The organism is Hydrogenophaga sp. GW101-3F08, assembly GCF_059424585.1.
Genome location: NZ_JBWKZP010000003.1, coordinates 26,993 through 51,469 on the forward strand (window position 1 = coordinate 26,993; position 24,477 = coordinate 51,469).

A 24,477-nucleotide genomic window follows, 5' to 3' on the forward strand; every position below is an offset into this window, starting at 1 on the left:
GCGGGTGGTGTGCGGGCGACATCGCCGGACAGGGGTGTCAGAAACGGGCCCGGAAAACGGGACACAGCCCGACCGCCCAGTATATTGGCCCCATGTTCAACACGTGGACCCGGCTCACGCGCCACCTGCCCGCCACCTGCCAGGTGTGCGGCGGCTGGCCAGCGCAGGCCGTGTGCACGGCCTGCGAGCAGCGCTTTGCCGCACCCACGCCTCGCTGCGGTGCCTGCGCCGCCCCTCTGGCGGCCACTGGCCCGGCGCTCTGTGGCGCCTGCCAGACCCGAACGGCGCCCGCAGCACTGCAGCGCTGTGTGGCGGCGGTGGACTACAGCTACCCCTGGGACACCCTGATCGCCCGCTTCAAATTCAGGAACGAACCCGGTTGGGCCGGGACCCTGGCCGCCCTGATGTGGCGGGCGCACCAGGCCCAGCCACCGTCCAGCCCCTACGATCTGGTGGTGCCGGTGCCGCTCACGCCGTCGCGCCTGGCCAGCCGTGGCTACAACCAGGCCTGGGAACTGGTGAAGGCGCTGCGCCGGCAAGCCGCCACAACGGCGACCCCCATGCCCCCCGCGCTGGCCGATGCCCTGCTGCGCATCGGCGAAGCCCCGGACCAGCACAGCCTGCCGCGCGAGCAGCGCCTGCACAACCTGCGCGGAGCGTTCGCCGCCCACCCGCTTCATCGGCAGCGGTTGGCCCGGGCCCATGTGCTGCTGGTGGACGACGTGACCACCACCGGCGCCACCCTGCAGACCGCCGCCCAGGCCCTGCTGCAGGCGGGCGCCCAACGGGTCGACGCGCTGGTGCTGGCCCGCACGCCGCCGCACTGAACGACCGCGACCCGGACACCGCGGACCGCTGCCGGGCGGGCGCGATTCCGACGTTATCATCGCGAGCTTGCAGGGAGAGCCCACAGACCAGACCACTGGCCCGCTCCAACTTCTGCCACGCCCACCGGTACCTGCCGCGCAACCATGTTCCACATCGTCCTTGTTGCGCCCGAAATCCCGCCCAACACCGGCAATGTGATCAGGCTCAGCGCCAACACCGGCTGCACCCTGCACCTCATCGAGCCCCTGGGCTTTTCGATGGACGACAAGCAGATGCGTCGCGCCGGGCTGGACTACCACGAATACGCCGACGTGCGCCGCCACGCCGACTGGGCCAGCTTCCTGCACGCCGAACAGCCCGACCCACAACGCATGTTCGCGCTCACCACCCGGGGCACGCTGTCGGTGTACGACAACCGCTTCCAGCCGGGGGACTGGCTGGTCTTTGGTTCCGAGACCCGGGGACTGCCCGCCGACCTGCGCGAGCGCTTCGCCCCAACGCAGCGCCTGCGCCTTCCCATGATCGAAGGCCAGCGCAGCCTCAACCTGTCCAACGCGGTGGCGGTGGTGGTCTTCGAGGCCTGGCGACAGCAAGGCTTTGGCGCCCCGTCAGCGTGACGCAGTTCACTCTTTTATGAGCTGCACGCCCCACCCCATTCCCTCCAGCGGCCGCACAATGCTCACACTTCCCGACACGCGCTGCCCGTCACGAACGCCGGCGGCCCATCCGACACACGCGACCCCACCGGCCGCCTGGAGACCGCATTGATCCCCACCATTGCCCGCATCGTTCAGGCGGCCCTGACACCGCGCCAAGGCGCAAAAAAGCCGGTCAGCGTGAAAGACCTGGCCACCATCCGGCAGGCCCTGCTGTCGTGCATCGAAGACTGCATCAGCCTGCCCGCGCAGCGCCTGCGCCTGAAAATCGACAACGCCAAAACACCCCAGGAACTCTGGATGCTGCGCAACGACGCCTACCAGCTGATCTCCCAACGCCACAACCAGTCCATCGCCGCCGAACGCATCAACGACCTGATCCGGGCGTTTGAAGGCAGCCTGGAGCGCAAACAGCTCGTCAAGATCCGCTGATTGCGCCGGCCGAAGGCTCAGGGGTAGAGCCGCACCAGCGACTCGGCCACGCACACCGGCTTGTCGGCCCCGTCGCGCTCAACCACCACCGACCACGTCAGCTGCAGGCCCTGGTGTTCGATCGGTTCGGCGGCCAGCAGGGTCAGGCGCGCACGCAGGCGGCTGCCCACCGGCACCGGCGCCGTGAAGCGCACCCGATTGAGCCCGTAGTTCAGGCCCATGCCGGACTGGCGCACCGCGAACGCCGACTCCAGAAACACCGGCAGCAGCGACAGCGTCAGGAAACCGTGCGCGATCGTCCCGCCAAACGGCCCCTGCTTCGCTTTCTCCACGTCCACATGGATCCACTGGTGATCACCGGTGGCCTGGGCAAACTGGTTGACACGTTCCTGGGTGATCGTGACCCAGTCGCTGAGCGCGACTTCCTGGCCCACGCAGGCCGCCAGATCGGCCAGGGTTTCAAAGGTTTTCATGGAATGCGACTCTAGCCCGCCGGCCAGGCGGCGGGTGTCGGCCCCGCGACAAGTGTCGCCACCCGCTTTCCATGCCGCCGGAGCGTGACCCCGACGCACGAAACGGTGCTGCCAAGGGCACCGCCGGGCCGGCTTTGCCGGACGGCCAGTGCGCCTTGCAGGCCGCAGCCTCGCCGGAGGCGAGGCTTCTTCGGGCCGTCCAAGCCTGCGCAGGCAGGCTTGGAGCCGCGGCCCTCAGCCCCCTTGAGGGGGTCGCGCGCAGCGCGGCGGGGGTGTTTCAACGCTCCAGCCAGTCGCAGATGCCCTGCCACTGCTGCAGGTCTTTCTCCACCCGCCCCGGCGCCACGTCGAACAACGTGAGCCCACGCGCGGCCAGGTGGATGTAGTTCTGCGTGTCGCGCAGATAGCCCAGCACCGGCAGGCCCAGGCCCGAGACGAACTCCTGCAGCTTGTCGGCCGCGATGGTGCGCGCATCCACCCGCATGCCCACGATGCCGATCTTGAGCTTGTCGGCGTTGCGGAACTCGGCGATTTCGTCGAGAAAGGCGCGCGTGGCGTAGATGTCGAAGATGCTGGGCTGCAGCGGCACCAGCACCTTGTCGGCCATGCGCATCACGTCCTTGAAGCGCCAGCCGTGCAGACCGGCGGGGGTGTCCAGCACCACGTGGGAGGTGCCGCGCGGAGGACGCGCGATCAGGTCGTGGGACACCTCCCAGGTGCGAATCGGGCGCGCGGCCGGGGGTCGCAGTTGCAGCCACAGACGCGCCGACTGCTGGCGGTCGGCGTCTCCGAGCATGACGGCATGGCCCTGGGCGGCGAAATAGCCCGCCACATGGGTGGACAGGGTGGACTTCCCCACCCCGCCCTTGGGATTCGCAACCACCACGATAGGCATACCGACCTCCTCGTTGTCTGAAAACAGGCCCTATGGTATCGCCAGCCCCTCAGCGCCACGCGTCCCACACCAGCTTGACGCCCGTGAGAAACATGCCGGCGTAGACCATCCGGTAAAACAACCGCGGCTGGATGCGGTGCGCGATGCGCACCCCCACCCAGACCCCGATCGGCGCAAACGGCAGCAGCGCCAGCGAGGTCAACATGTTGCGCAGGTCCAGCAGGCCCAGCCAGGCGTAGGGAATCCACTTCGCGATGTTGATGAAGAAAAAGAAGAAGGCCATGGTGCCGGTGAACAGCACCGGCGAGAGCCGCAGCGGGATCACGTAGGCGTTGATCGGCGGGCCGCCCGCGTGGGCGATGAAGCTGGTGAACCCGGAGGTCGCCGTCAGGATGGCGCCCACCCATTTCGGCGGCGGCGGGCTGTCGGCCTTCGGCGGGAACAGCAGGCGCTGGGCCAGAAACAGCAGGGTGAAACCGCCCACGATGCCGGCCACCACCTTGGCGTCCAGCAGTTTGAACAACAGCGCGCCGACCACGATGCCGAGCAGGCCGAAGGGCAGCAGGAAACGCAGCAACCGGCGATCCACGTTCTTGCGAAACGCCGCCATGCCCAGCAGGTCCATCACCAGCAACACCGGCATCAGGATCGCCGCGGCCTGCGGCACCGTGACCGCCAACGCCATCATGGGCACGGCGAGCGAACCGAAGCCGGCGCCAAAGCCGCTCTTGCTCACCCCCAGCAGCAGCACGGCGGGGATCGCCACCAGATAGAAATACGGATCGGTGATCAAGGATCAGACTTTTTCGATGACCAACGCGATCCCCTGCCCCACGCCGATGCACATGGTGCACAGCGCGTAGCGCCCGCCCGTGGCGTGCAGGCGGTTCACCGCCGTGGTGGCCAGGCGTGCGCCGCTGGCCCCCAGCGGGTGGCCCAGGGCGATGGCGCCGCCCCAGGCGTTCACGCGTTCATCGTCGTCTTTCAGACCCAGGGTGCGCAGCACGGCCAGGCCTTGCGCGGCGAAGGCTTCGTTGAGTTCGATCACGTCGAGCTGCTCCAGCGTGAGGCCGGTGAGGGCCAGCACCTTCTGCGTGGCCGGGGCCGGGCCCATGCCCATGATGCGCGGGGCCACGCCGGCCGTGGCCATGCCGACGATGCGGGCCTTGGGCGTGAGGCCGTTCTTCGCGGCCGTGGCTTCGTCGGCCAGCAGCAGCGCGCAGGCGCCGTCGTTCACGCCGCTGGCGTTGCCGGCCGTCACCGAGCCGTCCGGTTTGACCACGCCCTTGAGCTTGGCCAGGGCTTCGAGGCTGGTCTCGCGCGGGTGTTCGTCGGTGTCCACGACGAGGGCGTCGCCCTTCTTCTGCGGGAGGCTGACCGGGCAGATCTCGCGCGCCAGGTGGCCGGCTTTGATGGCCACCACGGCTTTCATCTGGCTGGCCAGGGCCATGCGGTCCTGGGCTTCGCGCTCGATCTTGAACTCGGTCGCCACGTTTTCGGCGGTTTCGGGCATGGAATCGACGCCGTACTGGGCTTTCATGAGTTTGTTGACGAAGCGCCAGCCGATGGTGGTGTCGTACACCGCGTTGTTGCGGCTGAAGGCGCTCTCGGCTTTGGGCATGACGAAGGGGGCGCGGCTCATGCTTTCCACGCCGCCGGCGATCATGAGGCCGGCTTCACCGCTCTTGATGGCGCGGGCGGCCGTGCCCACGGCGTCCAGGCCGGAACCACACAGGCGGTTGATGGTGGCGCCGGGCACCTCCAGCGGCAGGCCGGCGAGCAGGCTGCTCATGCGGGCGACGTTGCGGTTGTCTTCGCCGGCCTGGTTGGCGCAGCCGTAGAGCACGTCGGTGATGGCGGCCCAGTCCACGCCCGGGTTGCGCGCCATCAGGGCGCGCAGCGGGATGGCGCCGAGGTCGTCGGTGCGCACGCTGCTGAGGGCGCCGCCGTAGCGGCCGAAGGGGGTGCGGATCGCGTCGCAGATGTAGGCCTGGGTCATGTCTTGTCTCCTGAAGGTGGCAAGCGACTGTACCCAAGCCCACCCAGGGGCCGGGCCGCTTGCGGGACAATCCCCCCATGTTCAGTCCGTCCCAAACCGATGTGCGCCGCTTCTTCTGCGCGGTCTATGCCAAGAGCCTGCAACAGCAGCCCATGGAGGCCATCGAGATGCTGGCGGGCCAGTGGATCGCCGAGCACCCCGAGTACCACGCCGAGCTGGCCGACGTGGACGCCGCCCTGGCTCGCCTGGGCGAACCGGGCAGCGCCACCCGCGAGAACCCGTTCCTGCACCTGTCCATGCACCTGTCCATCAGCGAACAGTGCAGCATCGACCAACCGCCGGGCATCCGCCAGGCGGTGGAGCTGCTGGCGGCGCGGCGCGGCGACCTGCACGCCGCGCACCACGAGGTGATGGAGTGCCTGGGCACCATGCTCTGGGAAAGCCAGCGCGCCGGCCGGCCGCCCGACGGCCAGGCCTATATCGACCAGGTGCGCCGCCGAGCGACGCAGGACTGAAATAAAAAAAACCGCTCATCGAGCGGCTTTTTCATGGGCGGTCACCGATCAGCGGAAACGCGACTGCGGCACGGTCTTGAGCTCACCGTCCAGCGAGGCCAGGTACTTGGCGATCTCGCGCATTTCGGCGGGTTTGAACTGCTTGGCAACGCCGGCCATGATGGGGTTGGAGCGGCCCACGACCTTGTTGCCTTCGACGGTGTAGGCCTTGAGCGCGACAAACAGGTAGTCGGCGTGCTGGCCACCGATCTTGGGGTAGCTCGGGTCGATCGGCTTGCTGAAGTTGGCACCGTGGCAGGACGCGCAGGCCCCTTTTTCGATCAGCGCCGCAGCGGCCACGTTGGCCGCCTTGGGGGCTTCGTCGGCGGGCTGGTCGCCCTGCGCGGTGTAGAACGCTGCCAGATCGGCCATGTCCTGCTCGGACAGCGAGCCCGCGATGCCGCGCATGGACGGGTGCTTGCGGTCACCCTTCTTGTAGGCGGTTAGGGCGGAAACGATGTACTTGTCGGACTGCCCGGAGATCTTGGGCACCTTGTGGATCTCGGGAAAACTGTTCTGGTAGCCCGGAATGCCGTGGCAACCGATGCACATTTCAGCCTTCTTCTGGCCGGCTTCGGCGCTGCCGGTGACACCCTGAGCCTGAGCGCTCAGTGCTGCTGCGGAAAACGTCGCAGCGGCGACAACGGAACGGACGATCATGGGCAACAGTTGGTTCATTTTGCAAGCACAATGAGATGGATGATTGATAAAAATCAACGCTCGATTATATAGACTGGTCTATCACCCCCGACTTATTGATAACCCTGACACCGCCGGCTTTCGCACCCCCGAGTCGCGCACAGAATGCCGCATCGGCCGGCCCCAAGGCCCTCCCGCCACCTCCACCACACCCGACCCCGTCCATGAAATTCCAAGGCTCCGAAAACTACGTCGCCACGCAAGACCTGATGCTGGCCGTCAACGCCGCCATCACGCTCAAGCGCCCGCTGCTCGTCAAGGGCGAGCCCGGCACCGGCAAGACCATGCTGGCCGAGGAAGTGGCGCAGGCGCTCAAGCTGCCGCTGCTGCAGTGGCACATCAAGAGCACCACCAAGGCGCAGCAGGGTCTGTACGAATACGACGCGGTGAGCCGCCTGCGCGACTCGCAGCTGGGCGACGAGAAGGTCAAGGACATCCACAACTACATCGTCAAGGGCGTGCTCTGGCAGGCCTTCACCGCCGACCAGCCGGTGGCGCTGCTGATCGACGAGATCGACAAGGCCGACATCGAATTTCCCAACGACCTGCTGCGCGAACTCGACCGCATGGAGTTCTACTGCTACGAGACGCGCGAGCTGGTGCGCGCCAAACACCGCCCACTGGTGTTCATCACCTCCAACAACGAAAAGGAACTGCCCGACGCCTTCCTGCGCCGCTGTTTCTTTCACTACATCAAGTTCCCCGACGCCGAGACCATGCACAAGATCGTGGACGTGCATTTCCCCGAGCTGAAAAAGGAACTGCTCACCGCCGCGATGAAGACCTTCTTCGACGTGCGCAACCTGCCCGGCCTGAAGAAGAAGCCGTCCACCAGCGAACTGCTGGACTGGCTCAAGCTCCTGATGGCCGAAGACATTCCGCTCGAAGCGCTGCAAAGCGCCGACAACAAGGTCAGCATCCCGCCGCTGGTGGGCGCATTGCTCAAGAACGAACAGGACACCACGCTGTTCGAGAAGCTGGTGTTCATGAACCAGAGGAACCGCTGATATGAGGACCATGTACATGAAGACGACAAGATTTGGCTTGCTTGCCGTGCTGCTGCTCGCGTTGGCGGCATGTGCGTCCTCTGGAGGTCGGTGCGACAAACCCAAACGCAGCGATGGGTCCCAGCCCTATGACCCTTATTGCAGTGGCGAATACAACAAGTGACCTTGTTGACTCCTGATTCATGAACAACCCGATGCCACGGCTGTTACCGGGGGAATTTTCATGCTGATCGACTTCTTCTACACCCTGCGTTCGGCCAAGCTGCCGGTCTCGGTCAAGGAATACCTGACCCTGCTCGAAGCGCTGCAGGCCGATGTGGTGGGGCCGCGCAATCCCGATGCGTGTTCCATGGACGACTTCTATTACCTGGCGCGCACCGCGCTGGTGAAGGACGAGAAGCACTACGACAAGTTCGACCGCGCCTTTGCCGCCTACTTCAAGGGCGTGGAACTGATCGCGGACTTCACCAAGCCCATTCCCGCCGACTGGCTGCGCCAGGAGATCGAGCGGCTGCTGTCCGACGAGCAGAAGGCGAACGCGCCCAAGATGGACTGGGACGAGCTGATGGAGACGCTGAAGAAGCGGCTCGAAGAACAGAAGGAGCGCCACGAGGGCGGCAGCAAGTGGATCGGCACCGGCGGCACCTCGCCGTTTGGCCACGGCGGGTCCAACCCCCAGGGCATCCGCATCGGTGGCAAGGGCGGCAACAAGACGGCCGTGAAGGTCTGGGACCAGCGCGCCTACCGCGACTACGACGACACGCAGGAGCTCGGCACGCGCAACATCAAGGTCGCGCTGCGCCGCCTGCGCAAGTTCGCGCGCGAGGGCAACGACTTCGAGCTGGACCTGCCCGACACCATCCGCGCCACCGCGGCCAACGCGGGCTGGCTCGACATCAAGATGATCCCGGAGCGGCACAACAACGTGAAGGTGCTGCTGCTGATGGACGTGGGCGGCACGATGGACGAACACATCCAGCGGGTGGAGGAGCTGTTCAGCGCCGTCAAGAGCGAGTTCAAGCACCTGGAGTTTTATTACTTCCACAACTGCGTGTACGACTTCATGTGGAAAAACAACCGGCGCCGCTACGCCGAGAAATTCCCGACCTGGGACATCATCCGCAAGTACAACAAGGACTACAAGCTGATCTTCGTGGGCGACGCGACCATGAGCCCCTACGAGATCCTGCAGCCCGGCGGCAGCGTGGAATACAACAACGAAGAGGCCGGCGCGGAGTGGTTGCAGCGGCTCACAAATGCTTTCCCGAAATTCGCCTGGATCAACCCCGAACCGCAGGGCGTGTGGCAGTATCGACAGAGCATCAGCGTCGTCCAGCAACTGATGGGCCAGCGCATGTACCCGCTGACCTTGAAGGGCCTGGAAGATGCCATGAGACTGTTGTCGAAATAAACACCGCATGAAATCTCCATTCCTGCGCCGCGCAGGATGGGCGCGACCGCCCCTGTGGCTGGTGGGTACGGTGGTCCTGCTTCCCCTCTGGGCGCTGGCCCAGACCACCTCCTCGCCGGCGCCCGCGCCCGCCGCCGGCACCCCCATCCCCGAGGCCGCCCAGGAGGCCACCGACGACGCTGCCGTGGAGACACTCGCGCCCTCGGCGACCCGCCGCACCCCGCGCACGCGGGCCCCGGCGCCGCCGCGCTTCGACGTCGACCTGCAGGCCGGCAACGACGAGCTGCGCGACTTTCTGCTGCGCCACATGGAGCTGATGCGCTTTCGCACGCTGCGCGACCTGGACGCCAGCGAGCTGGACCGGTTGCTGGGCAAGACGCCCGACGACCTGGGCAACCTGCTGGGCACGCTGGGCCATTTCGCGCCAGAGATCCACATCGACGAGCCTGCCGCCACCGGCCCCACCCCGCTGGGCACGGTGCGCATCCGGGTCGACCCGGGCCCGATCACCCGGGTCGAGTCGGCCGACCTCTATTTCCTGGGCGACATCGCCAACAACCCGCAGGCCACGGCGCAGCGCGAAGCCGTCACCCGCGCCTGGACGCTCAAACCCGGCCAGAGCTTCACCCAGGCCGACTGGAGCAGCGCCAAGACGAACGTGCTGCGCGCGCTCACCGCCCGCCGCTACCCCACGGGGCGCGTGGCCAACAGCCTGGCCGACATCGACCCCAAGACCCACAGCGCGCGCCTGAGCGTGGAGCTGGACTCGGGTGCGCCCCTGCGGGTGGGCGAGGTGCGCGTGGAAGGCGCCGAGCGCTACGAGGCGGCCACGGTCGAGCACCTGGTGCACCTCTCCGGCCTCAGGCCCGGCAGCGACTACGACCTGGACCAGCTGCAGGACGCGCAGCAGCGCATCGCCGCGGCCGGCTCCTACGACTCGGTGTTCGTGTTCGTCGACACCGACCACCCGCAGGACGGCACCGCGCCGGTGGTGGTGCAACTGCGCGAGAGCCCGCGGCAAAAGCTGGTGCTCGGCGTGGGCGGCAGCACCGACAACGGCGCGCGCCTCTCGGCCGAGTACACCCACCACCGCGTGCCCGGCCTGGGCTGGCAGTCGGTGAACAAGCTGCAGCTGGAGCGCGAAGACCAGTTGCTCAGCAGCCAGTGGAGCGCGCCGGTGGACAGCCAGGGCTGGCGCTGGATCGCCAGCGCCCAGATGGCACGCCAGATCGACGGTTTCGACACCACCACCAGCCAGCGCCTGCGCGCGGGCCGCTCGCAGGACAGCACCCCGCTGGACCGCAGTTACTTCCTGCAGTTCGAGCGCGCACGCGCGGAAAACGCCGTGCTCGGCAGCCCGGAAACCACCCACGCGGAATCGGCCCTCAGCGTCAACTACGCCTGGACGCGCCGCCGCTTCGACAGCATGCCCCTGCCCAAGACCGGCAACGGCCTGGGCATGGAGATCGGCGTGGGCACCACGCTGGAGAGCCCGCGCCTCCCCTTCGTGCGGCTGCACACCCGCTGGCTGAGCTACTGGCCCATCGACTCGGGCGTGTCCGCCCTGGCCGACACGCTGGAGGGCCTGGTGCGCCGCGGTGCGCCGCCGCTGGGCGTGGCCCGCCCCAGCGACGACGAGACCGGCCAGGCCGGCCGGCTGGCGCTGCGCCTGGAAGGCGGCGCGCTGTGGGCGCGCAAGGACGCCGGCATACCGGAAACCCTGCTCTACCTCACCGGCGGCGACACCAGCGTGCGCGGCTATGGCCTGCGCGACATCGGCATCCCCCAGGCCGACGGCGGTGTCTCGCCCGGGCGCTACCTGGCGGTGGCCAGCGTCGAGTGGCAGCGCCCGATCTGGCGCGACGGCGTGCGCACCCCCTGGGAAAGCGTGGTGTTCGTGGACGCCGGTGCCGTGGCCAACGAGCCGGGCGACCTGCGCCCGCCGCAATGGGGCGTGGGCGCCGGCGTGCGCTACAACAGCCCGGTCGGCCCGCTGCAGCTGGACCTGGCCTACGGCGTGAAGCCCAAGGCCCTGCGCCTGCACTTCAACGTCGGCTTCACGTTCTGAGCCCCCGAGCCCACCGATGGACAGCGACCAGACCCCGCCCCCCGCCCCGCCCGGCGAAGCCCCGCGCGCGCCGGCGCCCCGGCGCTGGCGCGGCCTGCGCTGGCTGCTGCTGTGGTTGCTGGGCGCACCGGTCGCGCTGCTGGCGGCCGCGGTGCTGGCGCTGTGGCTCTGGGCCGCCAGCCCCGGCTCGCTCGGCCAGACCCTGGGCTGGGCGCAGGACTGGCTGGCCGAGCGCGCCGACACCCTGGGGCAACTCGAAACCGAAGGCGCCGTGGGCAGCCTGCACCATGGCGGCGCCATCGGGCGCCTGCGCTGGACGTTCAACGGCCTGGAGGTGCAGGCCCACGGCGTGCGCCTGCACTGGAACCCGCGCCTGTGGACCGACGCCCTGCTCGGGCGCGGCGTGCACCTGCAGGAACTCGCCATCGAACGGCTGGAAGTGCGCGACCAGCGCGCGCCCACGCCCCCGGGCGAACCGGTGCAGTCGCTCGCGCTGCCGCTGCCGGTGTCGCTGGCCTGGTCGGTGGGCCGCTTCACCTACGAAGGCGCGACCCCGCTCACGCTCGACACCCTCCAGGGCCGCTACCGCTACGGCGACGCCCAGGCCAGCGACCGGACCGCGCTGGGCGAGCGGCCCGGCGTGCGGCAGACCCACCAGCTCAGCGTCGATTCGCTACAACTGGCCCAGGGCCGCTACCGCCTGCAGGCCCTGCTCGGCGCGCAGGCCCCGATGCCACTGGTGTTGAGCGCCCAGGGCACGGTGCTGACCGAGCTGCCCGGCGGCTCGGCCCGCCTGGCGCTGCAGGCCACCGCCGCCGCCACAGGCACGCTGGCCGGCCGCGACGCCACCCTGGACGTGACGGCGGACGTGCGGCCCGGGCCGCCCGCCGCACCCGGTGCCACGCCACCAGCGCCCTCCAGCCCCGCCCCCGGCGACACGCCCACCCTCGCCGCCACCGCCCGCGTGATGCCCTGGGCCACCCAACCGCTGCAGGCCCTGGACGCCACCGCCCACCGGCTCGACCTGGCCACGCTCTGGCCGCAGGCCCCGGCCACGGCGCTCAGCGGCACGGTGCACGCACAACCCGACGGCCAGGCCTGGCTGGCCCGGGTGGACCTGAGCAACGCCAACAGCGGCCCCTGGGACCAGCAGCGCCTGCCGTTGCAAAGCCTGCAGGCCCGCCTGGAACAGCGCGGCGAACGCTGGCTGCTGCCCGAGCTGGTGGCACAGATCGGGCGCGCCCGGGTGCAGGCCAGCGGCACATTCCAGCCCGCGGGCGCCGCCGGGCCAGCGCAATGGCAAGGCGAGCTGCAGGCCCGCAACCTGGACCCGGCGCAGCTGTGGAGCACGCTGGCCACCACCGCGCTCGACGCCACGCTCAGCGCCCGCACCGCCGCGCCCGCCGCAGCTGGCGGCACTGGCGGCCCGGCCCCGGCGGCGATCGATCTGGACGCGCGCGTCCTGTCCTCGCCCGGCCGACCCGCCAAGGCCCCACCCGGCCTGCGCCTGAACGAAGCGAAGTTGAAAGGCCGCTGGACCCCCGCCGCGCCGACCAGCCCGGGCGGCATGGGCGGCGTATTCGAATTCAGCGAAGCCGTGCTCGACGCCGCGCTGGCCCGCGCCAGCGCCCAGGGCCGGGTGGACCTCACCGCCAAGGCCTTCACCGGCCAGGCCACGCTGCGGCTGCCGGGCGCCAGCGGCCGTTTCGACGGCGCCCTGGCGCACGCCGATGGCCGGGGCGATCTGGCCTTGCGGGTCGATGAAGCCCGCCAGTTGCTGGCCTGGCTGCGCGGGCTGGACACGCTGCCGGTGATCGGCCCGCGCGTGGCCGAGCTACTAGCGCAACAGCCCACGCTGCGCGAGCTGGCGCTGAGCGGCCAGGCCCGGCTCGCGGCCCGCTGGCAAGGCGGCTTGGCCGAGCTCGGCCACCCGGCCCCGGCTGGCGGCAGCGCGGGCGCCAGCCGCCCGGTGCCGCTGAAACTGGAGGCCTCGCTGGACCTGCCCCAGCTCGACGCGGCGGGCGACACCCCCTGGCAGGTGCGCCAGCTGCGCCTGCAGGCCAGCGGCCCCCTGACCGATCTGGCGCTGCAGCTCCGGGGCGAAGCGGCGCAGGCGCCGTGGCGCGGGGTGCTCGACACCCAGGGCCGCCTGCGCCACACCCGGGCCACGGCCAGCGCCCCCGCGTCCACCTTGCTCGACCTGCGCACGCTGCGGCTGCGGGCCAGCGACGCCTCACGGCCCGACCGCGTGGTGGACTGGACGCTCGACAGCAGCGCTCCCCTGTCGCTGGCCATGCAGACCGGCGCCGCCGGCCTGGCCCTGCAGGCCGCTGCCGGCCAATTGCAGCTGTTGCCCAGCGTGCGCGCGGTGGCGGGTGCGCCCACCACGGCCAGCGCCCGCGCCGTCGCGCCCATCGCCACCCGTCCGCTCACGCTCGCCTGGGACAGCCTGAGCTGGCAGGCCGGCGCGTTCCAGAGCAAGGGGCAGTTGCGCGGTCTGCCGCTGTCCTGGGTGGACGCGCTGGCCACCGCCGAGGGCCAGAGCAGCGGCCCGATCACCCAGGCCGGCGTGGTGGGCGACCTGCTGTTCGACGGCGACTGGGACCTGCTGCTGCCCGCCCAGGCCGGCACGCCGCTGCGCCTGTCGGCCCGGCTGCAGCGCACCGGCGGCGACCTCTCGGTGCAGACCAGCAGCAGCGGCAACAGCAACAACAACAACAACAACAACAACGATGCCAGCGCCCCCACAGGCACCAACCGGAGCGCCGCCCAACGGGTGCAGGCCGGCGTGCGCGAGGCGAGTCTGAGCCTGAGCGCCCAGGGCCGCACGGTGCAGGCCCGCCTGCGCTGGGACAGCGAGCGCCTGGGCCAGGCCAGCGCAAGCCTTGACACCGAACTCGCCGCCAACCCCGACGCCACCCCGGGCGTCAGCGCGCTCGACCGCTGGTGGCCCGCCGGCGCGCCCCTGCGCGGCACGCTCAGCGCGCAACTGCCTGAGGTGGGCGTGTGGTCGGCGCTGGCGCCACCGGGCTGGCGCATGCGCGGCACCCTGCAGGCCAGCGCCACGATCGGCGGCACGCGCGCTGTGCCGCAGTGGAACGGCACGCTGCAGGCCGACCAGTTGGCGCTGCGCTCGGTGGTGGACGGGTTCTCGTTCTCCAACGGCCAGCTGCGCGCCACGCTCACGGGCGACCGCGTCACCATCGAACGCTTCCACCTGCAAGGCCCGCGCGGCGCCGAAGTGGGTGGCACGCTGGACGCCACCGGCGTGGCCCAGTGGCGCGCGGTGGAGTCCGGCGGGCGCCGCCAGACCTTCATTGACCTGCAGGCCACCGCCACCAAACTGCGCGTGTCCACCCGGGCCGACCGCCGGCTCACCCTCTCGGGCCAGATCACGGCCCAGCTCGCCGGCCCGCTGCTCAACATCCGCGGCCGGCTCACCGCCGATTCGGCGCTCTTCATCCTGCCCGACGAACTCACCCCCTCGCTGGGCGCCGACGTGGTGGTGCGCGGCGGGCGCAACCTGCCCCCACCGACGGCCGACGACGCTCAGCGCGTGCAGCCCGATGTGCTGGTCGATCTGGATCTGGGCGAGCAGTTCGAGGTGCGCGGCCGCGGCCTGCAGTCCCGCCTGAGCGGCCAGCTGCAGGTGCGCGCCACGCCCACGCAGCCCGAGCCGCGGGTGCTGGGCGAAGTGCGCGCCGTCAACGGCACCTACCGCGCCTACGGCCAGCGGCTCGCCATCGAAACCGGCGTGCTGCGCTTCACCGGGCCCTACGACAACCCCACGCTCGACATCGTCGCGGTGCGCCCGCAGGCGCGCGACGACAGCCAGCGCGTGGGCGTGCAGATCAGCGGCAGCGCGCAGACGCCGCGCGTGCGCCTGATCAGCACGCCGGAACTGCCGGACAGCGAAAAACTCGCCTGGCTGGTGCTGGGCCGCCCGGCCAGCGGCGCCGGCGCCGAAGCCGCCGTGCTGCAGCAGGCCGCGCTGGCCCTGCTGGCGGGCAACGAGGGCGGGCTCGACAGCCGCCTGGCCAGCGCCCTCGGGCTGGACGAACTGAGCTACCGGGGCGAAGGCACGGCCAGCAACGGCAGCACCACCGCGTCCGCGGTCACGATGGGCAAACGCCTGTCGAGCCAGCTGTACCTGACCTACGAACGCAGCCTGGCCGGCGCCATGGGCACGGTGTCCATGTTCTACGACCTGTCACGCCGCCTGACGCTGCGCGCCCGCGCGGGCGAAGAAAACGCGCTGGATCTGATCTTTACCCAAAGATTCGATTGACCCCATCAGGCCGCTTCGGCCAAGGCGGCCTGGTTGGCCGCCACCGCGGTGTGGCTCTGGATCTCGCTCTCGGCCGTGGCCAGGGCTTGGGCCTTGGCGTCCGGGCCCATGGCCACGCCTTCGGCGCGCACAAAGCGCACATCGGTGATGCCCAGGAAGCCGAACACGGTCTGCAGATAACTCTCCTGGTGTTCCATGGCGCGGCCGGCTTCGCTGGTCGAATACACCCCGCCGCGCGTGATGGCCACGATCACCGTCTTGCCGCCGGCCAGGCCCACCGGGCCGGTTTCGGTGTATTTGAAAGTGCGGCCGATCTGGGCCACGCGGTCGATCCAGGCCTTGAGCTGGCTGGGCACCGAGAAGTTGTAGAGCGGCGCACCGATCACGATCACGTCGGCGGCCAGGAACTGGCTCACCAGCGCTTCGGACAGCGCGTTTTCTTCACGCTGGATCGCGGTTTCGGCAGCCTGACCGGTGCGGAAACCCAGCGCGTCGGCACCCAGGTGGGGCACCACGTCGGCGGCCAGGTCCAGGTGCTGCACCCGCGTGCCGGGGTGGGTGGCGACCCAGGCGGCCACGGTGCGGGCGCTGAGCTGGCGGGAAACGGACTGTTCGCCGGTGATGGCGGAATCGATGTGCAGCAGTTGCATGGTGATCTCCTGAAAGCGGAAAGAGGAACCACGTGACGTGGCGGTGGATAGATTGTATTTTTGTATCGATTCACTGATAAGGCGGTAATTCTGAGATTCATCGTTCCATAATCAGGACAATCAACCGAGAAAAGCGCCATGCAGGACCTGAACGACATGCTGTTATTCGCCGAAGTGGTGGAGCGCGGCGGCTTCGCGGCGGCCGGGCGGGCGCTGGGCCTGCCCAAATCGCGGCTCTCGCGCCGCGTGGCCGGTCTGGAGGCGCAACTGGGTGTGCGCCTGCTGCAGCGCACCACGCGCAAGCTCTCGCTCACCGAGGTCGGCGAAGCCTACCTGCGCCACTGCCAGGCGCTGCGCGAATCGGCCCAGGCCGCGGCCGACACCGTGGCCCAGGTGCAGACCGAACCGTGCGGCACCCTCCGCGTGACCTGCCCGGTCACGCTGGCGCAGACCGTGCTGGCCGAGCTGATGCCCGACTTCCTGGCGCAGCACCCGCTGGTGCGCGTGGAAATGCTGGTGAGCAACCGCGTGGTGAATCTGGTGGAAGAAGGCGTGGACGTGGCGCTGCGCGTGCGCACCACGCTGGACGACAGCGGCAGTCTGGTGGTCAAGCGTCTGGGGGACGACGTGCCCGTGCTGGTGGCCAGCCCCGCCCTGCTGGCCCGCCAGGGCACGCCCACCACGCTGGACGAGCTGAGCCGGCTCGACAGCATGGCCATGTCCACCACCGACGGCCGCGCCAGCATCCCCCTGACCGGCCCGGACGGGCGCCAGACCATCCTGCAGCACACCCCGCGCTACGTGGCCGACGACCTGCTCACGCTGCACGTGGCCGCGCTCGCCGGCACCGGCATGTGCTGGCTGCCCAGCTACATGTGCGAAGACGATCTGCGCCAGGGCCGGCTGGTCCGGCTGCTGCCCGACTGGCAGACGCCGCGCGGCCTGGTGCATGCGGTGTTCCCCTCGCGCCGCGGCCTCACCCCCGCCGTGCGCTGCTTCCTCGATTTCCTGGGCGAACACGTGCCCACCCACAGCAGCCTGCTGGGCAGCGAAGCCCCCGGGCAGGAGCCGTGAGCCAGAGGCCCGCGCGGACCCCCTTTACAATGCGCCGTTCCCTGCGGCCATAGTTCAATGGATAGAACGGGCCCCTCCTAAGGGCCAGATGTAGGTTCGATTCCTACTGGCCGCACCACCACCCCAGAGCCGCCATTCGCCAAGCGCCGCACCCGGTCGGCGGCGATGGGCGCCCACCGGCCCGCTCAGGGCTCGCCGATGTCCTCGTTCCAGAGCTGCGGCTGGGCGGCGATGAAATCGCGCATCAGGCCCACGCAGGTCGGGTCCTGACGGACCTCCACCGCCACGCCCCGGCTGCGCAGCAGGTCTTCGTCGCCCATGAAGGTCTGGTTTTCGCCGATCACCACCTTTGGAATGCCATACAGCAGGATGGCCCCGCTGCACATGGGGCACGGCGAGAGCGTGGTGTAGAGCACCGACTCGCGGTAGACCTGCGCGCTCTGGCGGCCAGCGTTTTCAAAGGCGTCCATCTCACCGTGCAGGATGGCGCTGCCCTGCTGCACGCGGCGGTTGTGACCGCGCCCGATGATCTTGCCCTGGTGCACGATGACCGAGCCGATGGGAATGCCGCCCTCATCCCGGCCGGCCTGGGCTTCGTCGATCGCGGCTTGCAGAAACGGGTCCATGTCTTCTGTCCTTCCTGGGTCGTGGGTTGAAAACGAAACGCCTGCTGTCGGGGAGATTGTGTCCGCACCGACCACCGCGATGTGGCGAGCACTCCACGCGCGGCCAGAAAAATCGGCGATGGCCCCAGTACGGCCACCCGGTGCACCGCTGAACCCGGCCGACCGCTCGTCGGCGCGCACCGGGCTCGTGTCGAAAACCGCGGGTCTGGTCCGTCGTTCCCATGCACGACCCCGAAACCACCCTTGAAAGGAAACCCATGCCACAGCTGTGTGCCTACCTGTCTTTCGACGGCGACTGCGCCGAAGCCATGGCGTTCTACGCCAAGGTGCTCGACGCCAAGCTCGAAGCCCTGATCACGTTCGGGCAGATGCCCGACGGCGAACCGGTGCCGCCCGAACACGCCAACAAGATCATGCACGCCTACCTGGTGCACCCCGACTTCGCCCTGATGGCCGGCGACACACCGCCCGGCATGCCCTTCGATGGCATGAAGGGCGTGATGATGGCGCTGACCTACCCCGGCGTGGCCGACGCCGAACGCGTGTTCAACGCCCTCGCCCAAGGCGGCACCGTGCAGATGCCGCTGGCCGCCACCTTCTGGGCCGACACCTTCGGCATGCTGACCGACCGGTTTGGCACGGCCTGGGCGGTGAACGGGGGGCCGAAGGAGATGCGGCCGACCTGACGGTGATGGGATCCTGCGGACCGATCCCTGGCGCCGAAGCGCCCTACCGCGCCCGCAGCGTCCGGCTCAGCAGAATCACGGGCACCAGCCCCACCAGCACCAACGTGAGCGCGGGCAAGGCGGCTTCGCCCAGGCGCTCGTCGCGTGCGAGCTGGTAGGTCACCACGGCCAGGGTGTCGCTGTTGAAGGGGCGCAGCACCAGGGTGGCGGGCAGTTCCTTCATGACGTCCACGAACACCAGCAGCAGGGCGGCGGCGGTGGAGCGCTTGAGCAGCGGCCAGTGCACGCGCGCGGCCAGGCCGGCGCCGGTGGTGCCGAGCATGCGGGCCGAGTCGTCCAGGCTGCCCGGGATGCGGGCGTAGCCGCTCTGCACCGACTGCAGCGCCACCGCGGTGAAACGCACCAGGTAGGCCCAGACGATGCCCAGCACGGTGGCGGTGACGAAGTAGCCCACGCTGGTCTCGGGCCGGACCATCTGCACCCAACCCACCGGCAGCAGGATGCCAACCACGATCACCGCGCCCGGCACCGCGTAGCCCAGGCTGGCGAGCTGCACCACGCCGCGCGTGACCACGCCGGGCCGCGCGCGCAGCGCGAACGCCAGCGCCAGCGCGATGGCGGTGGCCAGCGCGGCGCTCAGGCCGGCGAGCCAGACGCTGTTGCGCGACCACTGCACGAACATGGTCCAGGGCAGTTCGTCCCAGCCGCCGATGAGCGGGCGCAGCATGAAGAGCACGGGCAGCACGAACCCGAACAGGATGGGCAGGCCGCAGGCCACCACGGCCAGCGCCGCGCGACCGCCACGCAGGCGCACCGGCTGCGCCTCGGCACTGCCCGCGCGCTGGCCGCGCAGCGAGGCAAAGCGCATGCGGTGCTGGGCGCGGCGCTCCAGCCAGAGCAGCAGGGCCACGGTGGCGAGCAGCACGGTGGCCAGTTGCGCGGCGGCCAGGCGGTTGTCCATGGAGAGCCAGGCTTTGTAGATGCCGGCGGTGAAGGTCTGGATGCCGAAGTAGCTGGCCACACCGAAGTCGGCCAGGGTTTCCATGAGCGCGAGCGCCACGCCAGCGGCCACGGCCGGGCGCGCCAGCGGCAGCGCCACTTCGCGGATGCGCCGGGCCAGCGGCGCGCCGAGCAGGCGCGCGGCTTCCATCAGCTGGGCGGCGCGTTCGGCCAGGGCGGTGCGCGCCAGCAGGTACACATAGGGGTAGAGCGAAAAGGTGAACACCCAGACCGCACCGGGCGTGTTGCGGATTTCGGGGAACACCCGCCCGGAGAGGCCGAAGCCTTCGCGCAGGCCCACCTGCAGCGGGCCGCTGAACTGGAGGAAGTCGGTGTAGGCGTAAGCGACCACGTAGGCCGGCATGGCCAGGGGCAGCAGCAGCGCCCATTCAAAGAAGCGCCGGCCGGGGAAGTCGAACAGGGTGACCGCGCTGGCGGTGGTCATGCCCACCACGGCCACGCCCACCGCGACGCTCACGCACAGCAGCAGCGTGGTGAGCGCGTACTCCGGCAGCACGGTCTGCGCCATCTGGCTGAGCACATCGCGCGCCACGGCGTCGAACTGCAGCCAGGACGCCCCGAGCGCGAGCACGGGCAGCGTCAGCGCCAGGGCCAGCAGGAGCAACAGGGTCGGGGCCAGCCAGCGCAGCATGAAGGGCAATGAAGGTGGGTGAGGGAACGGACGGGGGTAATGGGCGCAAACAACGCGTGGATGATGGCACGGCCCACACGCCGCAGGACCGGGGTCGGACATTGATCCGCATCAACACAAATGAGAATTGTAGTTATCTACAATCAGTGCCATGTTCCTCAACGTCTCGCAACTGCGTGTGCACTACGCCGACCAGCCGCAAGCGGCGGTGGACGGCGTGTCGCTGGGCCTGCGCGCCGGCGACATCGGCGTGCTGATCGGCCCCTCGGGCTGCGGCAAGACCACGCTGCTGCGCGCCGTGGCCGGGCTGGAGCGCGCCAGCAGCGGCAGCATCACGCTCGAAGGCGAGACCGTGAGCGACGGCCAGCGCCACATGCCGGCCGAGCAGCGCCGCATTGGCATGGTGTTCCAGGACTACGCGCTCTTTCCCCACCTGGACGTGGGCCGCAACGTGGCCTTCGGCATCGACCGCCTGCCACGCGCCGAACGCGAGGCCCGCGTGGCCGAGGTGCTTCAACTGGTGGGGCTGGACGGCCTGCAGCGCCGCTTTCCGCACGAGCTCTCGGGCGGGCAGCAGCAGCGTGTGGCGCTGGCCCGCGCGCTGGCGCCGCGCCCGCGCCTGCTGCTGCTGGACGAGCCGTTTTCCAACCTCGACGTGGATCTGCGCGAGCGGCTGGCGCACGAGGTGCGCGGCATCCTGAAGGCCGCGGGCGCCACCGCCCTGTTCGTCACGCACGACCAGCTCGAAGCCTTTGCCATTGGCGACGTGATCGGCGTCATGCACGAGGGCCATCTGCACCAGTGGGACGACGCCTACGCGCTCTACCACCGCCCGGCCACGCGCTTCGTGGCCGAGTTCATCGGCCACGGCGTGTTCGCGCCCGCGCAGATCCAGCTGGTGGGCACCGAGGTGTCGGTGCAGACGCCGCTGGGCGCGCTGCACGACGTGGACGAATGCCCGCTGCCCAGCGCCTACGAGGCGGGGCTGTGCGACGTGCTGCTGCGCGCCGACGACATCGTGCACGACGACGGCGCGCCGGCCAAGGCGCAGATCATCCGCAAGGCGTTTCGCGGCTCCGAGTTTCTCTACACCCTGCGCCTGGCCAGTGGCGAGGTGCTGATGACCCACGTGCCCTCGCACCACAACCACGCGGTGGGCGAGTGGATCGGCATCCGCGCCGAGGTGGACCACGTGGTCACGTTCGCGCGCGGCGCGGGCGCCACCTCGCCACCCGCGCCGGGCGCCAAGAGGCCGGTCGCCGACACCCGCCTCTGATCGGGTTCGGCGGTCCGCCGCGGCCTGCGGGAAGCACCACACCGAGTGGAGCGCTGAGAACGGCGCGCTCGCAGCACCCTCCTCAATCGCTCAGCAAGCTCAGAACTTCAGGTTCACGCCCGCGTACACTGTGCGGCCCATGCCCGGCACGGCCGTGCCCCACTGCGGGTGGTTGGGCAGCATGGGTTTGCTCATCGTGGTGCCCTGGCCGACGCAGGCGCCGCCCGTGGGCGTCCACCAGTCGTTGATGCGGTGGCGCTGCAGATCCGTGCCCGCGCGCAGGCGGTCGCTTTCACCCATGTTTGGCGCGCGCCTCGGCCAGGATGCCGCCGCCGAGGGCAGGCTGGACACGCCCCCGGCGCCGTCGAGGCTCACGCCGGGGATGTCCTGCAGCAGATGGGCGGTGCCGCGTGGGTCGCCCAGGCCGTGGCCAGGCGCCCGGGGGCGGTGCTCGACCAGTCGCGCACGGCGCGCACCGGTCCGCTCTTGCGGCTGCGCGGGGGCAACAGTTGCGCCAACGCACGGCACACGGTCTCGGTCTTCGCATCGACCACCTGCGCCACCTCGCGCAGGGTGGGCAAGGCGTCGCGGATGGCATCGGCCTCACCGCCCAACGCCCTCCCGTCGGGCCGCCACTCCAGGCCCATCAGGCACAGCAGGTGGGTGATGCGCTGTGGCACGCTGCCGGTGCGCAGGGCGGTCATGTCTTCGCTGCGGTCCTGGTGCTGCAGCAAGGCTTGCTGCAGCAGCGGCACGCGCGGACCGCCGGCGCCCAGCGGCACCGGCTCCAGACGGCAGGCGGTGAAGGCGGTGGCGCTGAACTGGTAGCGCCGCTCGCACAGGGCATCGATGCCGATCATGTCGCCCGGCAGGGCAAGCTGCACCGGCTGGCGGATCGGACCGCTGTCGCGGTCGAGGCGAACGACGCCTTCAACCACGCGCCACACGGGGCCGGTTTCGCCGGCGAGAAAAACGGACTCGGCCTTCGCAAAGGCGCGCGCGTCCGGACGGACGGAGGGGGTCATGATGGGCTCCTGAAACTGACGAACCGGCCGCCGATGGCGTGCAGCGGCGGCAAGACGGGGCCTCCTCCACGGGGGGAGGCCGGTGGGTCAGACCAGGAGCGGGGGGCCGCGCGCGGCTGGGTGGGGCGCTGCGCAGGACCGCGCGGCACGGGCGATGTACCCGGGTGGAGAACGCTGGCCGGGCAGGACCGCCACGGCCGGCAGGCTCGGGATCAGCGGTGCGAACCGTTCGGCCGCCAGGCTGCAATGGCCACAGAAATCCAGCGCGTGGGCCAGATCGTCGGCATCGGCCGCGGCGCCTTGCGGGCCGGGGGCCTGCAGCTGCACCCAGCGCATCCCGGTGGTGGTGCAGATTTCCACCCAATCGCCCGCCCCACGCGTGGAGGCCAGCGCGCGCGAGATGGCCGGCGCGAGCGCGGCCAGCAGCATCGCGCCCAGCAGGGCGCGCGCAAGCAGGCGCATCGGGCGGACCGGCATGGGGTTTTCGGATCAGACGAAGGCGACTCGGCGCAGACCGTCGAGGCTCAGTGCTTGTGCTCCATGCCCGGCTTCATGGGCATGGCCGCGTTGCCGCCACCCAGCGCGGTCACGGGCGCCTTGATTTCCTGCGTGAAGCGCTGCTTGGCGGCGTCTTCGAACACCAGTGTGAGGGGCACGCTCTCGCCGCCCTTGAGCGGCTGCTTCAGGTCCATCAGCATCACATGAAGGCCACCGGGCTTGAGCTCCGTGGTGCGGCCAGCGGCCAGCTCCAGCCCGGGAACCTGGCGCATCTTCATGACGTCGTTGTCCATCGCCATTTCGTGGATTTCCACGACACCGGCCACGGGCGACTCGACCGCCACCAGACGGGCGTTGGCCGAGGGCGTGAGGCGCATGAAGGCGCCCGAGGCCTTTTGCGTGGCCACGGTGCCGCGCACCCAGGCGTCTTCGACCTTGACCGTGGTCTGTGCCCAGGCACCGGCGGTGACGGCGATCAGCGAAGCGATGAGCAGTTTTTTCATGGGGAACTCCTGTTGTGTTGAGAAAGGTTGAGAGAAAAGGAAAGAAGGGAAAGCTTCAGGCCGGCGTCTGGGCCAGCAGTTGCCGGATGTCGGCGGTGTAGTCGTCGGCCGTCTGTTCGTGGCGCAGCACCACGCGGATGCGGCCTTCGCGGTCGAACAGATAGCTCAGCGCGGTGTGGTCCATGGTGTAGGTGCTGCCGGTCGGGACCTTCTTGTAATAGACCCGGAATTCGTCGGCCACGGCCTTGATCTGCGCCGGGCTGCCGGTGAGCGCCATGAACGAGGGGTCGAACGCGGCCATGTAGTCGCGCAGCAGCTCGGGCGTGTCGCGCTCCGGGTCCACGGTGACGAAGATCACCTGCAGCTGCGCGGCGTCGGCGCCGAGTTGCTGCTTCACGGCGGCGGCCCGCGTGAGTGCCGTGGGGCACACATCGGGGCACTGCACGAAGCCGAAATACAGCATCACCACCTGGCCGCGGTAGTCGGCCAGGGTGCGCGGTTGGCCGTTGAAATCGGTCAGCGCGAACTGGCGCCCATAGGCGGCGCCGGTGATGTCGATGCCCTTGAACACCGGGGCCGGCGCGCCCAGGGGTGTCTGGTCACAACCGGCGAGCAGGCCGCCCGTGCCCAGGGCCAACCCGCCCAGCCACAGGGTGGCCGCACGGCGGCGGGGGTCGGCGGGCGCACCCGCACGAGAGACAGGAAAACGAGGCATGGGGCCTCCTGAACATCAGGGAACACACGCAGCACCCACGAACGGGGTGTGCAACCGTGGTGGGTTCAGGCGGAGAGCGGGGGTGCGCGGGCCAGGCCGGGGGCCCAGGTGCCGCGCAGCGCGGCGGCGTGGAAATAGACCGGGAGCGGCTGGGCCTGCGGCTGCAGTGGCTCGGCGTGCGCCGACACCGGCGGCAGCCCGGCTACGCCGCCATGCAGGCTGCACCAGGGGCAGTCCATGGTGCCGGACGCCATGGGGTTGCCGTCACCGGAGGCCGGGTCGGCATCGGTCTGGACCCACACCATGCCGCTGACGCTGCACACCTGCACCCAGCCGTCGTGCGCCGAAGAGGCCACGACCGCCTGCGCCACGGTGGGCGCCAGCGCGCCCAGCACCATGGCAAGCATGGCCAGCCAGGCGGTGAAACGGCGGTGGGCGCGGGCGAACGGCATCGGCGCAGTTT

General features: G+C 69.9%; 25 protein-coding genes and 1 tRNA gene. 12 read left to right on the forward strand and 14 right to left on the reverse strand.

From position 1 onward, the window contains the following. The first annotated feature begins 92 nt into the window (after window positions 1-92). From AC07YZ_RS09625 to AC07YZ_RS09635, 3 genes are all read left to right on the forward strand, one after another. Window positions 93-827: a ComF family protein gene (locus AC07YZ_RS09625; protein WP_494794590.1), complete on the forward strand. Its 735-nt coding sequence runs from the start codon at window positions 93-95 to the stop codon at window positions 825-827. Between the two features lie 144 nt (window positions 828-971). Next, window positions 972-1,445 carry a tRNA (uridine(34)/cytosine(34)/5-carboxymethylaminomethyluridine(34)-2'-O)-methyltransferase TrmL gene (trmL, locus tag AC07YZ_RS09630; protein ID WP_494794591.1) on the forward strand — a complete coding sequence of 158 codons (474 nt, stop codon included), beginning with the start codon at window positions 972-974 and terminating at the stop codon, window positions 1,443-1,445. A gap of 147 nt (window positions 1,446-1,592) precedes the next feature. Further along, a complete protein-coding gene (locus tag AC07YZ_RS09635) occupies window positions 1,593-1,916 on the forward strand; it encodes a hypothetical protein (protein WP_226491622.1) in 324 nt (107 codons plus the stop codon). Window positions 1,917-1,933: 17 nt separating this feature from the next. On the opposite strand, the gene AC07YZ_RS09640 is transcribed toward AC07YZ_RS09635, so the two are convergent. The 4 genes from AC07YZ_RS09640 to pcaF form a co-directional block, all read right to left on the reverse strand. Further along, entirely contained in the window at window positions 1,934-2,389 is a 456-nt protein-coding gene (locus AC07YZ_RS09640) for a MaoC family dehydratase (protein ID WP_226491621.1), read from the reverse strand. Window positions 2,390-2,666: 277 nt separating this feature from the next. Beyond that, entirely contained in the window at window positions 2,667-3,284 is a 618-nt protein-coding gene (locus tag AC07YZ_RS09645) for a nucleotide-binding protein (protein WP_494794592.1), read from the reverse strand. Window positions 3,285-3,333: 49 nt separating this feature from the next. Continuing rightward, complete coding sequence (locus tag AC07YZ_RS09650) at window positions 3,334-4,077, reverse strand: sulfite exporter TauE/SafE family protein (protein WP_226491619.1); 744 nt, start codon at window positions 4,075-4,077, stop codon at window positions 3,334-3,336. Window positions 4,078-4,080: 3 nt separating this feature from the next. After that, window positions 4,081-5,283, reverse strand: a complete 1,203-nt coding sequence (gene pcaF / locus AC07YZ_RS09655) for a 3-oxoadipyl-CoA thiolase (RefSeq protein WP_494794593.1) — start codon at window positions 5,281-5,283, stop codon at window positions 4,081-4,083. A 77-nt stretch (window positions 5,284-5,360) separates the two neighbouring features. Between pcaF and AC07YZ_RS09660 the strand changes: the two genes are divergently transcribed. Further along, window positions 5,361-5,798: a DUF1841 family protein gene (locus tag AC07YZ_RS09660; protein ID WP_226491617.1), complete on the forward strand. Its 438-nt coding sequence runs from the start codon at window positions 5,361-5,363 to the stop codon at window positions 5,796-5,798. Window positions 5,799-5,846: 48 nt separating this feature from the next. Here AC07YZ_RS09660 and AC07YZ_RS09665 read toward each other — a convergent pair whose 3' ends face one another. Continuing rightward, window positions 5,847-6,515: a c-type cytochrome gene (locus tag AC07YZ_RS09665; protein ID WP_226491616.1), complete on the reverse strand. Its 669-nt coding sequence runs from the start codon at window positions 6,513-6,515 to the stop codon at window positions 5,847-5,849. Window positions 6,516-6,700: 185 nt separating this feature from the next. Between AC07YZ_RS09665 and AC07YZ_RS09670 the strand changes: the two genes are divergently transcribed. The 4 genes from AC07YZ_RS09670 to AC07YZ_RS09685 all read left to right on the forward strand — a co-directional run bounded on the left by AC07YZ_RS09670 (window position 6,701) and on the right by AC07YZ_RS09685 (window position 15,310). Beyond that, a complete protein-coding gene (locus tag AC07YZ_RS09670; protein WP_226491615.1) occupies window positions 6,701-7,543 on the forward strand; it encodes an AAA family ATPase in 843 nt (280 codons plus the stop codon). Window positions 7,544-7,766: 223 nt separating this feature from the next. Continuing rightward, a complete protein-coding gene (locus AC07YZ_RS09675; RefSeq protein ID WP_226491614.1) occupies window positions 7,767-8,954 on the forward strand; it encodes a vWA domain-containing protein in 1,188 nt (395 codons plus the stop codon). Window positions 8,955-8,961: 7 nt separating this feature from the next. Beyond that, window positions 8,962-11,022, forward strand: a complete 2,061-nt coding sequence (locus tag AC07YZ_RS09680) for an autotransporter assembly complex protein TamA (RefSeq protein WP_494794594.1) — start codon at window positions 8,962-8,964, stop codon at window positions 11,020-11,022. A gap of 16 nt (window positions 11,023-11,038) precedes the next feature. Continuing rightward, window positions 11,039-15,310 (forward strand): translocation/assembly module TamB domain-containing protein, encoded by a 4,272-nt coding sequence (locus AC07YZ_RS09685; RefSeq protein WP_494794595.1) that lies wholly within the window; start codon window positions 11,039-11,041, stop codon window positions 15,308-15,310. 5 nt (window positions 15,311-15,315) lie between these two features. Here the strand turns inward: AC07YZ_RS09685 and AC07YZ_RS09690 are convergent, their stop codons facing one another. Next, window positions 15,316-15,960, reverse strand: a complete 645-nt coding sequence (locus AC07YZ_RS09690; RefSeq protein WP_226491612.1) for an FMN-dependent NADH-azoreductase — start codon at window positions 15,958-15,960, stop codon at window positions 15,316-15,318. Window positions 15,961-16,098: 138 nt separating this feature from the next. Between AC07YZ_RS09690 and AC07YZ_RS09695 the strand changes: the two genes are divergently transcribed. Further along, the gene (locus AC07YZ_RS09695; protein WP_494794596.1) at window positions 16,099-17,034 is read left to right on the forward strand and encodes a LysR family transcriptional regulator; all 936 of its coding nucleotides are present in this window, start codon (window positions 16,099-16,101) and stop codon (window positions 17,032-17,034) included. A 43-nt stretch (window positions 17,035-17,077) separates the two neighbouring features. Beyond that, window positions 17,078-17,152 (forward strand) — tRNA-Arg (locus AC07YZ_RS09700). A gap of 67 nt (window positions 17,153-17,219) precedes the next feature. On the opposite strand, the gene AC07YZ_RS09705 is transcribed toward AC07YZ_RS09700, so the two are convergent. Then, window positions 17,220-17,660, reverse strand: a complete 441-nt coding sequence (locus AC07YZ_RS09705; RefSeq protein WP_068167234.1) for a nucleoside deaminase — start codon at window positions 17,658-17,660, stop codon at window positions 17,220-17,222. Between the two features lie 257 nt (window positions 17,661-17,917). Here AC07YZ_RS09705 and AC07YZ_RS09710 point away from each other — a divergent pair, with 257 nt between their 5' ends. After that, window positions 17,918-18,346 (forward strand): VOC family protein, encoded by a 429-nt coding sequence (locus AC07YZ_RS09710; protein ID WP_494794597.1) that lies wholly within the window; start codon window positions 17,918-17,920, stop codon window positions 18,344-18,346. 43 nt (window positions 18,347-18,389) lie between these two features. Here AC07YZ_RS09710 and AC07YZ_RS09715 read toward each other — a convergent pair whose 3' ends face one another. After that, window positions 18,390-19,997, reverse strand: a complete 1,608-nt coding sequence (locus AC07YZ_RS09715) for an ABC transporter permease (RefSeq protein WP_494794598.1) — start codon at window positions 19,995-19,997, stop codon at window positions 18,390-18,392. 151 nt (window positions 19,998-20,148) lie between these two features. Between AC07YZ_RS09715 and AC07YZ_RS09720 the strand changes: the two genes are divergently transcribed. Beyond that, the gene (locus AC07YZ_RS09720) at window positions 20,149-21,273 is read left to right on the forward strand and encodes an ABC transporter ATP-binding protein (protein WP_494794599.1); all 1,125 of its coding nucleotides are present in this window, start codon (window positions 20,149-20,151) and stop codon (window positions 21,271-21,273) included. Window positions 21,274-21,372: 99 nt separating this feature from the next. Here the strand turns inward: AC07YZ_RS09720 and AC07YZ_RS09725 are convergent, their stop codons facing one another. The 6 genes from AC07YZ_RS09725 to AC07YZ_RS09750 all read right to left on the reverse strand — a co-directional run bounded on the left by AC07YZ_RS09725 (window position 21,373) and on the right by AC07YZ_RS09750 (window position 24,466). Next, window positions 21,373-21,648: a hypothetical protein gene (locus AC07YZ_RS09725; RefSeq protein ID WP_494794600.1), complete on the reverse strand. Its 276-nt coding sequence runs from the start codon at window positions 21,646-21,648 to the stop codon at window positions 21,373-21,375. After that, on the reverse strand, window positions 21,645-22,298 hold the full coding sequence (locus AC07YZ_RS09730) for a cyclic nucleotide-binding domain-containing protein (protein WP_494794601.1): 654 nt from the start codon (window positions 22,296-22,298) through the stop codon (window positions 21,645-21,647). Before AC07YZ_RS09730 ends, AC07YZ_RS09725 begins: the two co-directional genes overlap by 4 nt. 87 nt (window positions 22,299-22,385) lie before the next feature. After that, window positions 22,386-22,775: a DUF2946 family protein gene (locus AC07YZ_RS09735; protein WP_494794602.1), complete on the reverse strand. Its 390-nt coding sequence runs from the start codon at window positions 22,773-22,775 to the stop codon at window positions 22,386-22,388. Between the two features lie 47 nt (window positions 22,776-22,822). Then, window positions 22,823-23,299, reverse strand: a complete 477-nt coding sequence (locus AC07YZ_RS09740; RefSeq protein ID WP_494794603.1) for a copper chaperone PCu(A)C — start codon at window positions 23,297-23,299, stop codon at window positions 22,823-22,825. Between the two features lie 55 nt (window positions 23,300-23,354). After that, window positions 23,355-24,014, reverse strand: coding sequence for an SCO family protein (locus tag AC07YZ_RS09745; RefSeq protein WP_226491603.1), 660 nt, complete (start codon window positions 24,012-24,014; stop codon window positions 23,355-23,357). Window positions 24,015-24,079: 65 nt separating this feature from the next. Then, complete coding sequence (locus tag AC07YZ_RS09750; protein WP_494794604.1) at window positions 24,080-24,466, reverse strand: DUF2946 domain-containing protein; 387 nt, start codon at window positions 24,464-24,466, stop codon at window positions 24,080-24,082. Window positions 24,467-24,477 lie beyond the last annotated feature (11 nt).

Coding starts and splice junctions, on each gene's coding strand:
- AC07YZ_RS09625 (WP_494794590.1), top strand. CDS start 93: ATGTTCAACACGTGGACCCGGCTCACGCGCCACCTGCCCGCCACCTGC.
- trmL (WP_494794591.1), top strand. CDS start 972: ATGTTCCACATCGTCCTTGTTGCGCCCGAAATCCCGCCCAACACCGGC.
- AC07YZ_RS09640 (WP_226491621.1), bottom strand. CDS start 2,389: ATGAAAACCTTTGAAACCCTGGCCGATCTGGCGGCCTGCGTGGGCCAG.
- AC07YZ_RS09645 (WP_494794592.1), bottom strand. CDS start 3,284: ATGCCTATCGTGGTGGTTGCGAATCCCAAGGGCGGGGTGGGGAAGTCC.
- pcaF (WP_494794593.1), bottom strand. CDS start 5,283: ATGACCCAGGCCTACATCTGCGACGCGATCCGCACCCCCTTCGGCCGC.
- AC07YZ_RS09660 (WP_226491617.1), top strand. CDS start 5,361: ATGTTCAGTCCGTCCCAAACCGATGTGCGCCGCTTCTTCTGCGCGGTC.
- AC07YZ_RS09665 (WP_226491616.1), bottom strand. CDS start 6,515: ATGAACCAACTGTTGCCCATGATCGTCCGTTCCGTTGTCGCCGCTGCG.
- AC07YZ_RS09670 (WP_226491615.1), top strand. CDS start 6,701: ATGAAATTCCAAGGCTCCGAAAACTACGTCGCCACGCAAGACCTGATG.
- AC07YZ_RS09675 (WP_226491614.1), top strand. CDS start 7,767: ATGCTGATCGACTTCTTCTACACCCTGCGTTCGGCCAAGCTGCCGGTC.
- AC07YZ_RS09680 (WP_494794594.1), top strand. CDS start 8,962: ATGAAATCTCCATTCCTGCGCCGCGCAGGATGGGCGCGACCGCCCCTG.
- AC07YZ_RS09685 (WP_494794595.1), top strand. CDS start 11,039: ATGGACAGCGACCAGACCCCGCCCCCCGCCCCGCCCGGCGAAGCCCCG.
- AC07YZ_RS09690 (WP_226491612.1), bottom strand. CDS start 15,960: ATGCAACTGCTGCACATCGATTCCGCCATCACCGGCGAACAGTCCGTT.
- AC07YZ_RS09695 (WP_494794596.1), top strand. CDS start 16,099: ATGCAGGACCTGAACGACATGCTGTTATTCGCCGAAGTGGTGGAGCGC.
- AC07YZ_RS09705 (WP_068167234.1), bottom strand. CDS start 17,660: ATGGACCCGTTTCTGCAAGCCGCGATCGACGAAGCCCAGGCCGGCCGG.
- AC07YZ_RS09710 (WP_494794597.1), top strand. CDS start 17,918: ATGCCACAGCTGTGTGCCTACCTGTCTTTCGACGGCGACTGCGCCGAA.
- AC07YZ_RS09715 (WP_494794598.1), bottom strand. CDS start 19,997: ATGCTGCGCTGGCTGGCCCCGACCCTGTTGCTCCTGCTGGCCCTGGCG.
- AC07YZ_RS09720 (WP_494794599.1), top strand. CDS start 20,149: ATGTTCCTCAACGTCTCGCAACTGCGTGTGCACTACGCCGACCAGCCG.
- AC07YZ_RS09730 (WP_494794601.1), bottom strand. CDS start 22,298: ATGACCCCCTCCGTCCGTCCGGACGCGCGCGCCTTTGCGAAGGCCGAG.
- AC07YZ_RS09735 (WP_494794602.1), bottom strand. CDS start 22,775: ATGCCGGTCCGCCCGATGCGCCTGCTTGCGCGCGCCCTGCTGGGCGCG.
- AC07YZ_RS09740 (WP_494794603.1), bottom strand. CDS start 23,299: ATGAAAAAACTGCTCATCGCTTCGCTGATCGCCGTCACCGCCGGTGCC.
- AC07YZ_RS09745 (WP_226491603.1), bottom strand. CDS start 24,014: ATGCCTCGTTTTCCTGTCTCTCGTGCGGGTGCGCCCGCCGACCCCCGC.
- AC07YZ_RS09750 (WP_494794604.1), bottom strand. CDS start 24,466: ATGCCGTTCGCCCGCGCCCACCGCCGTTTCACCGCCTGGCTGGCCATG.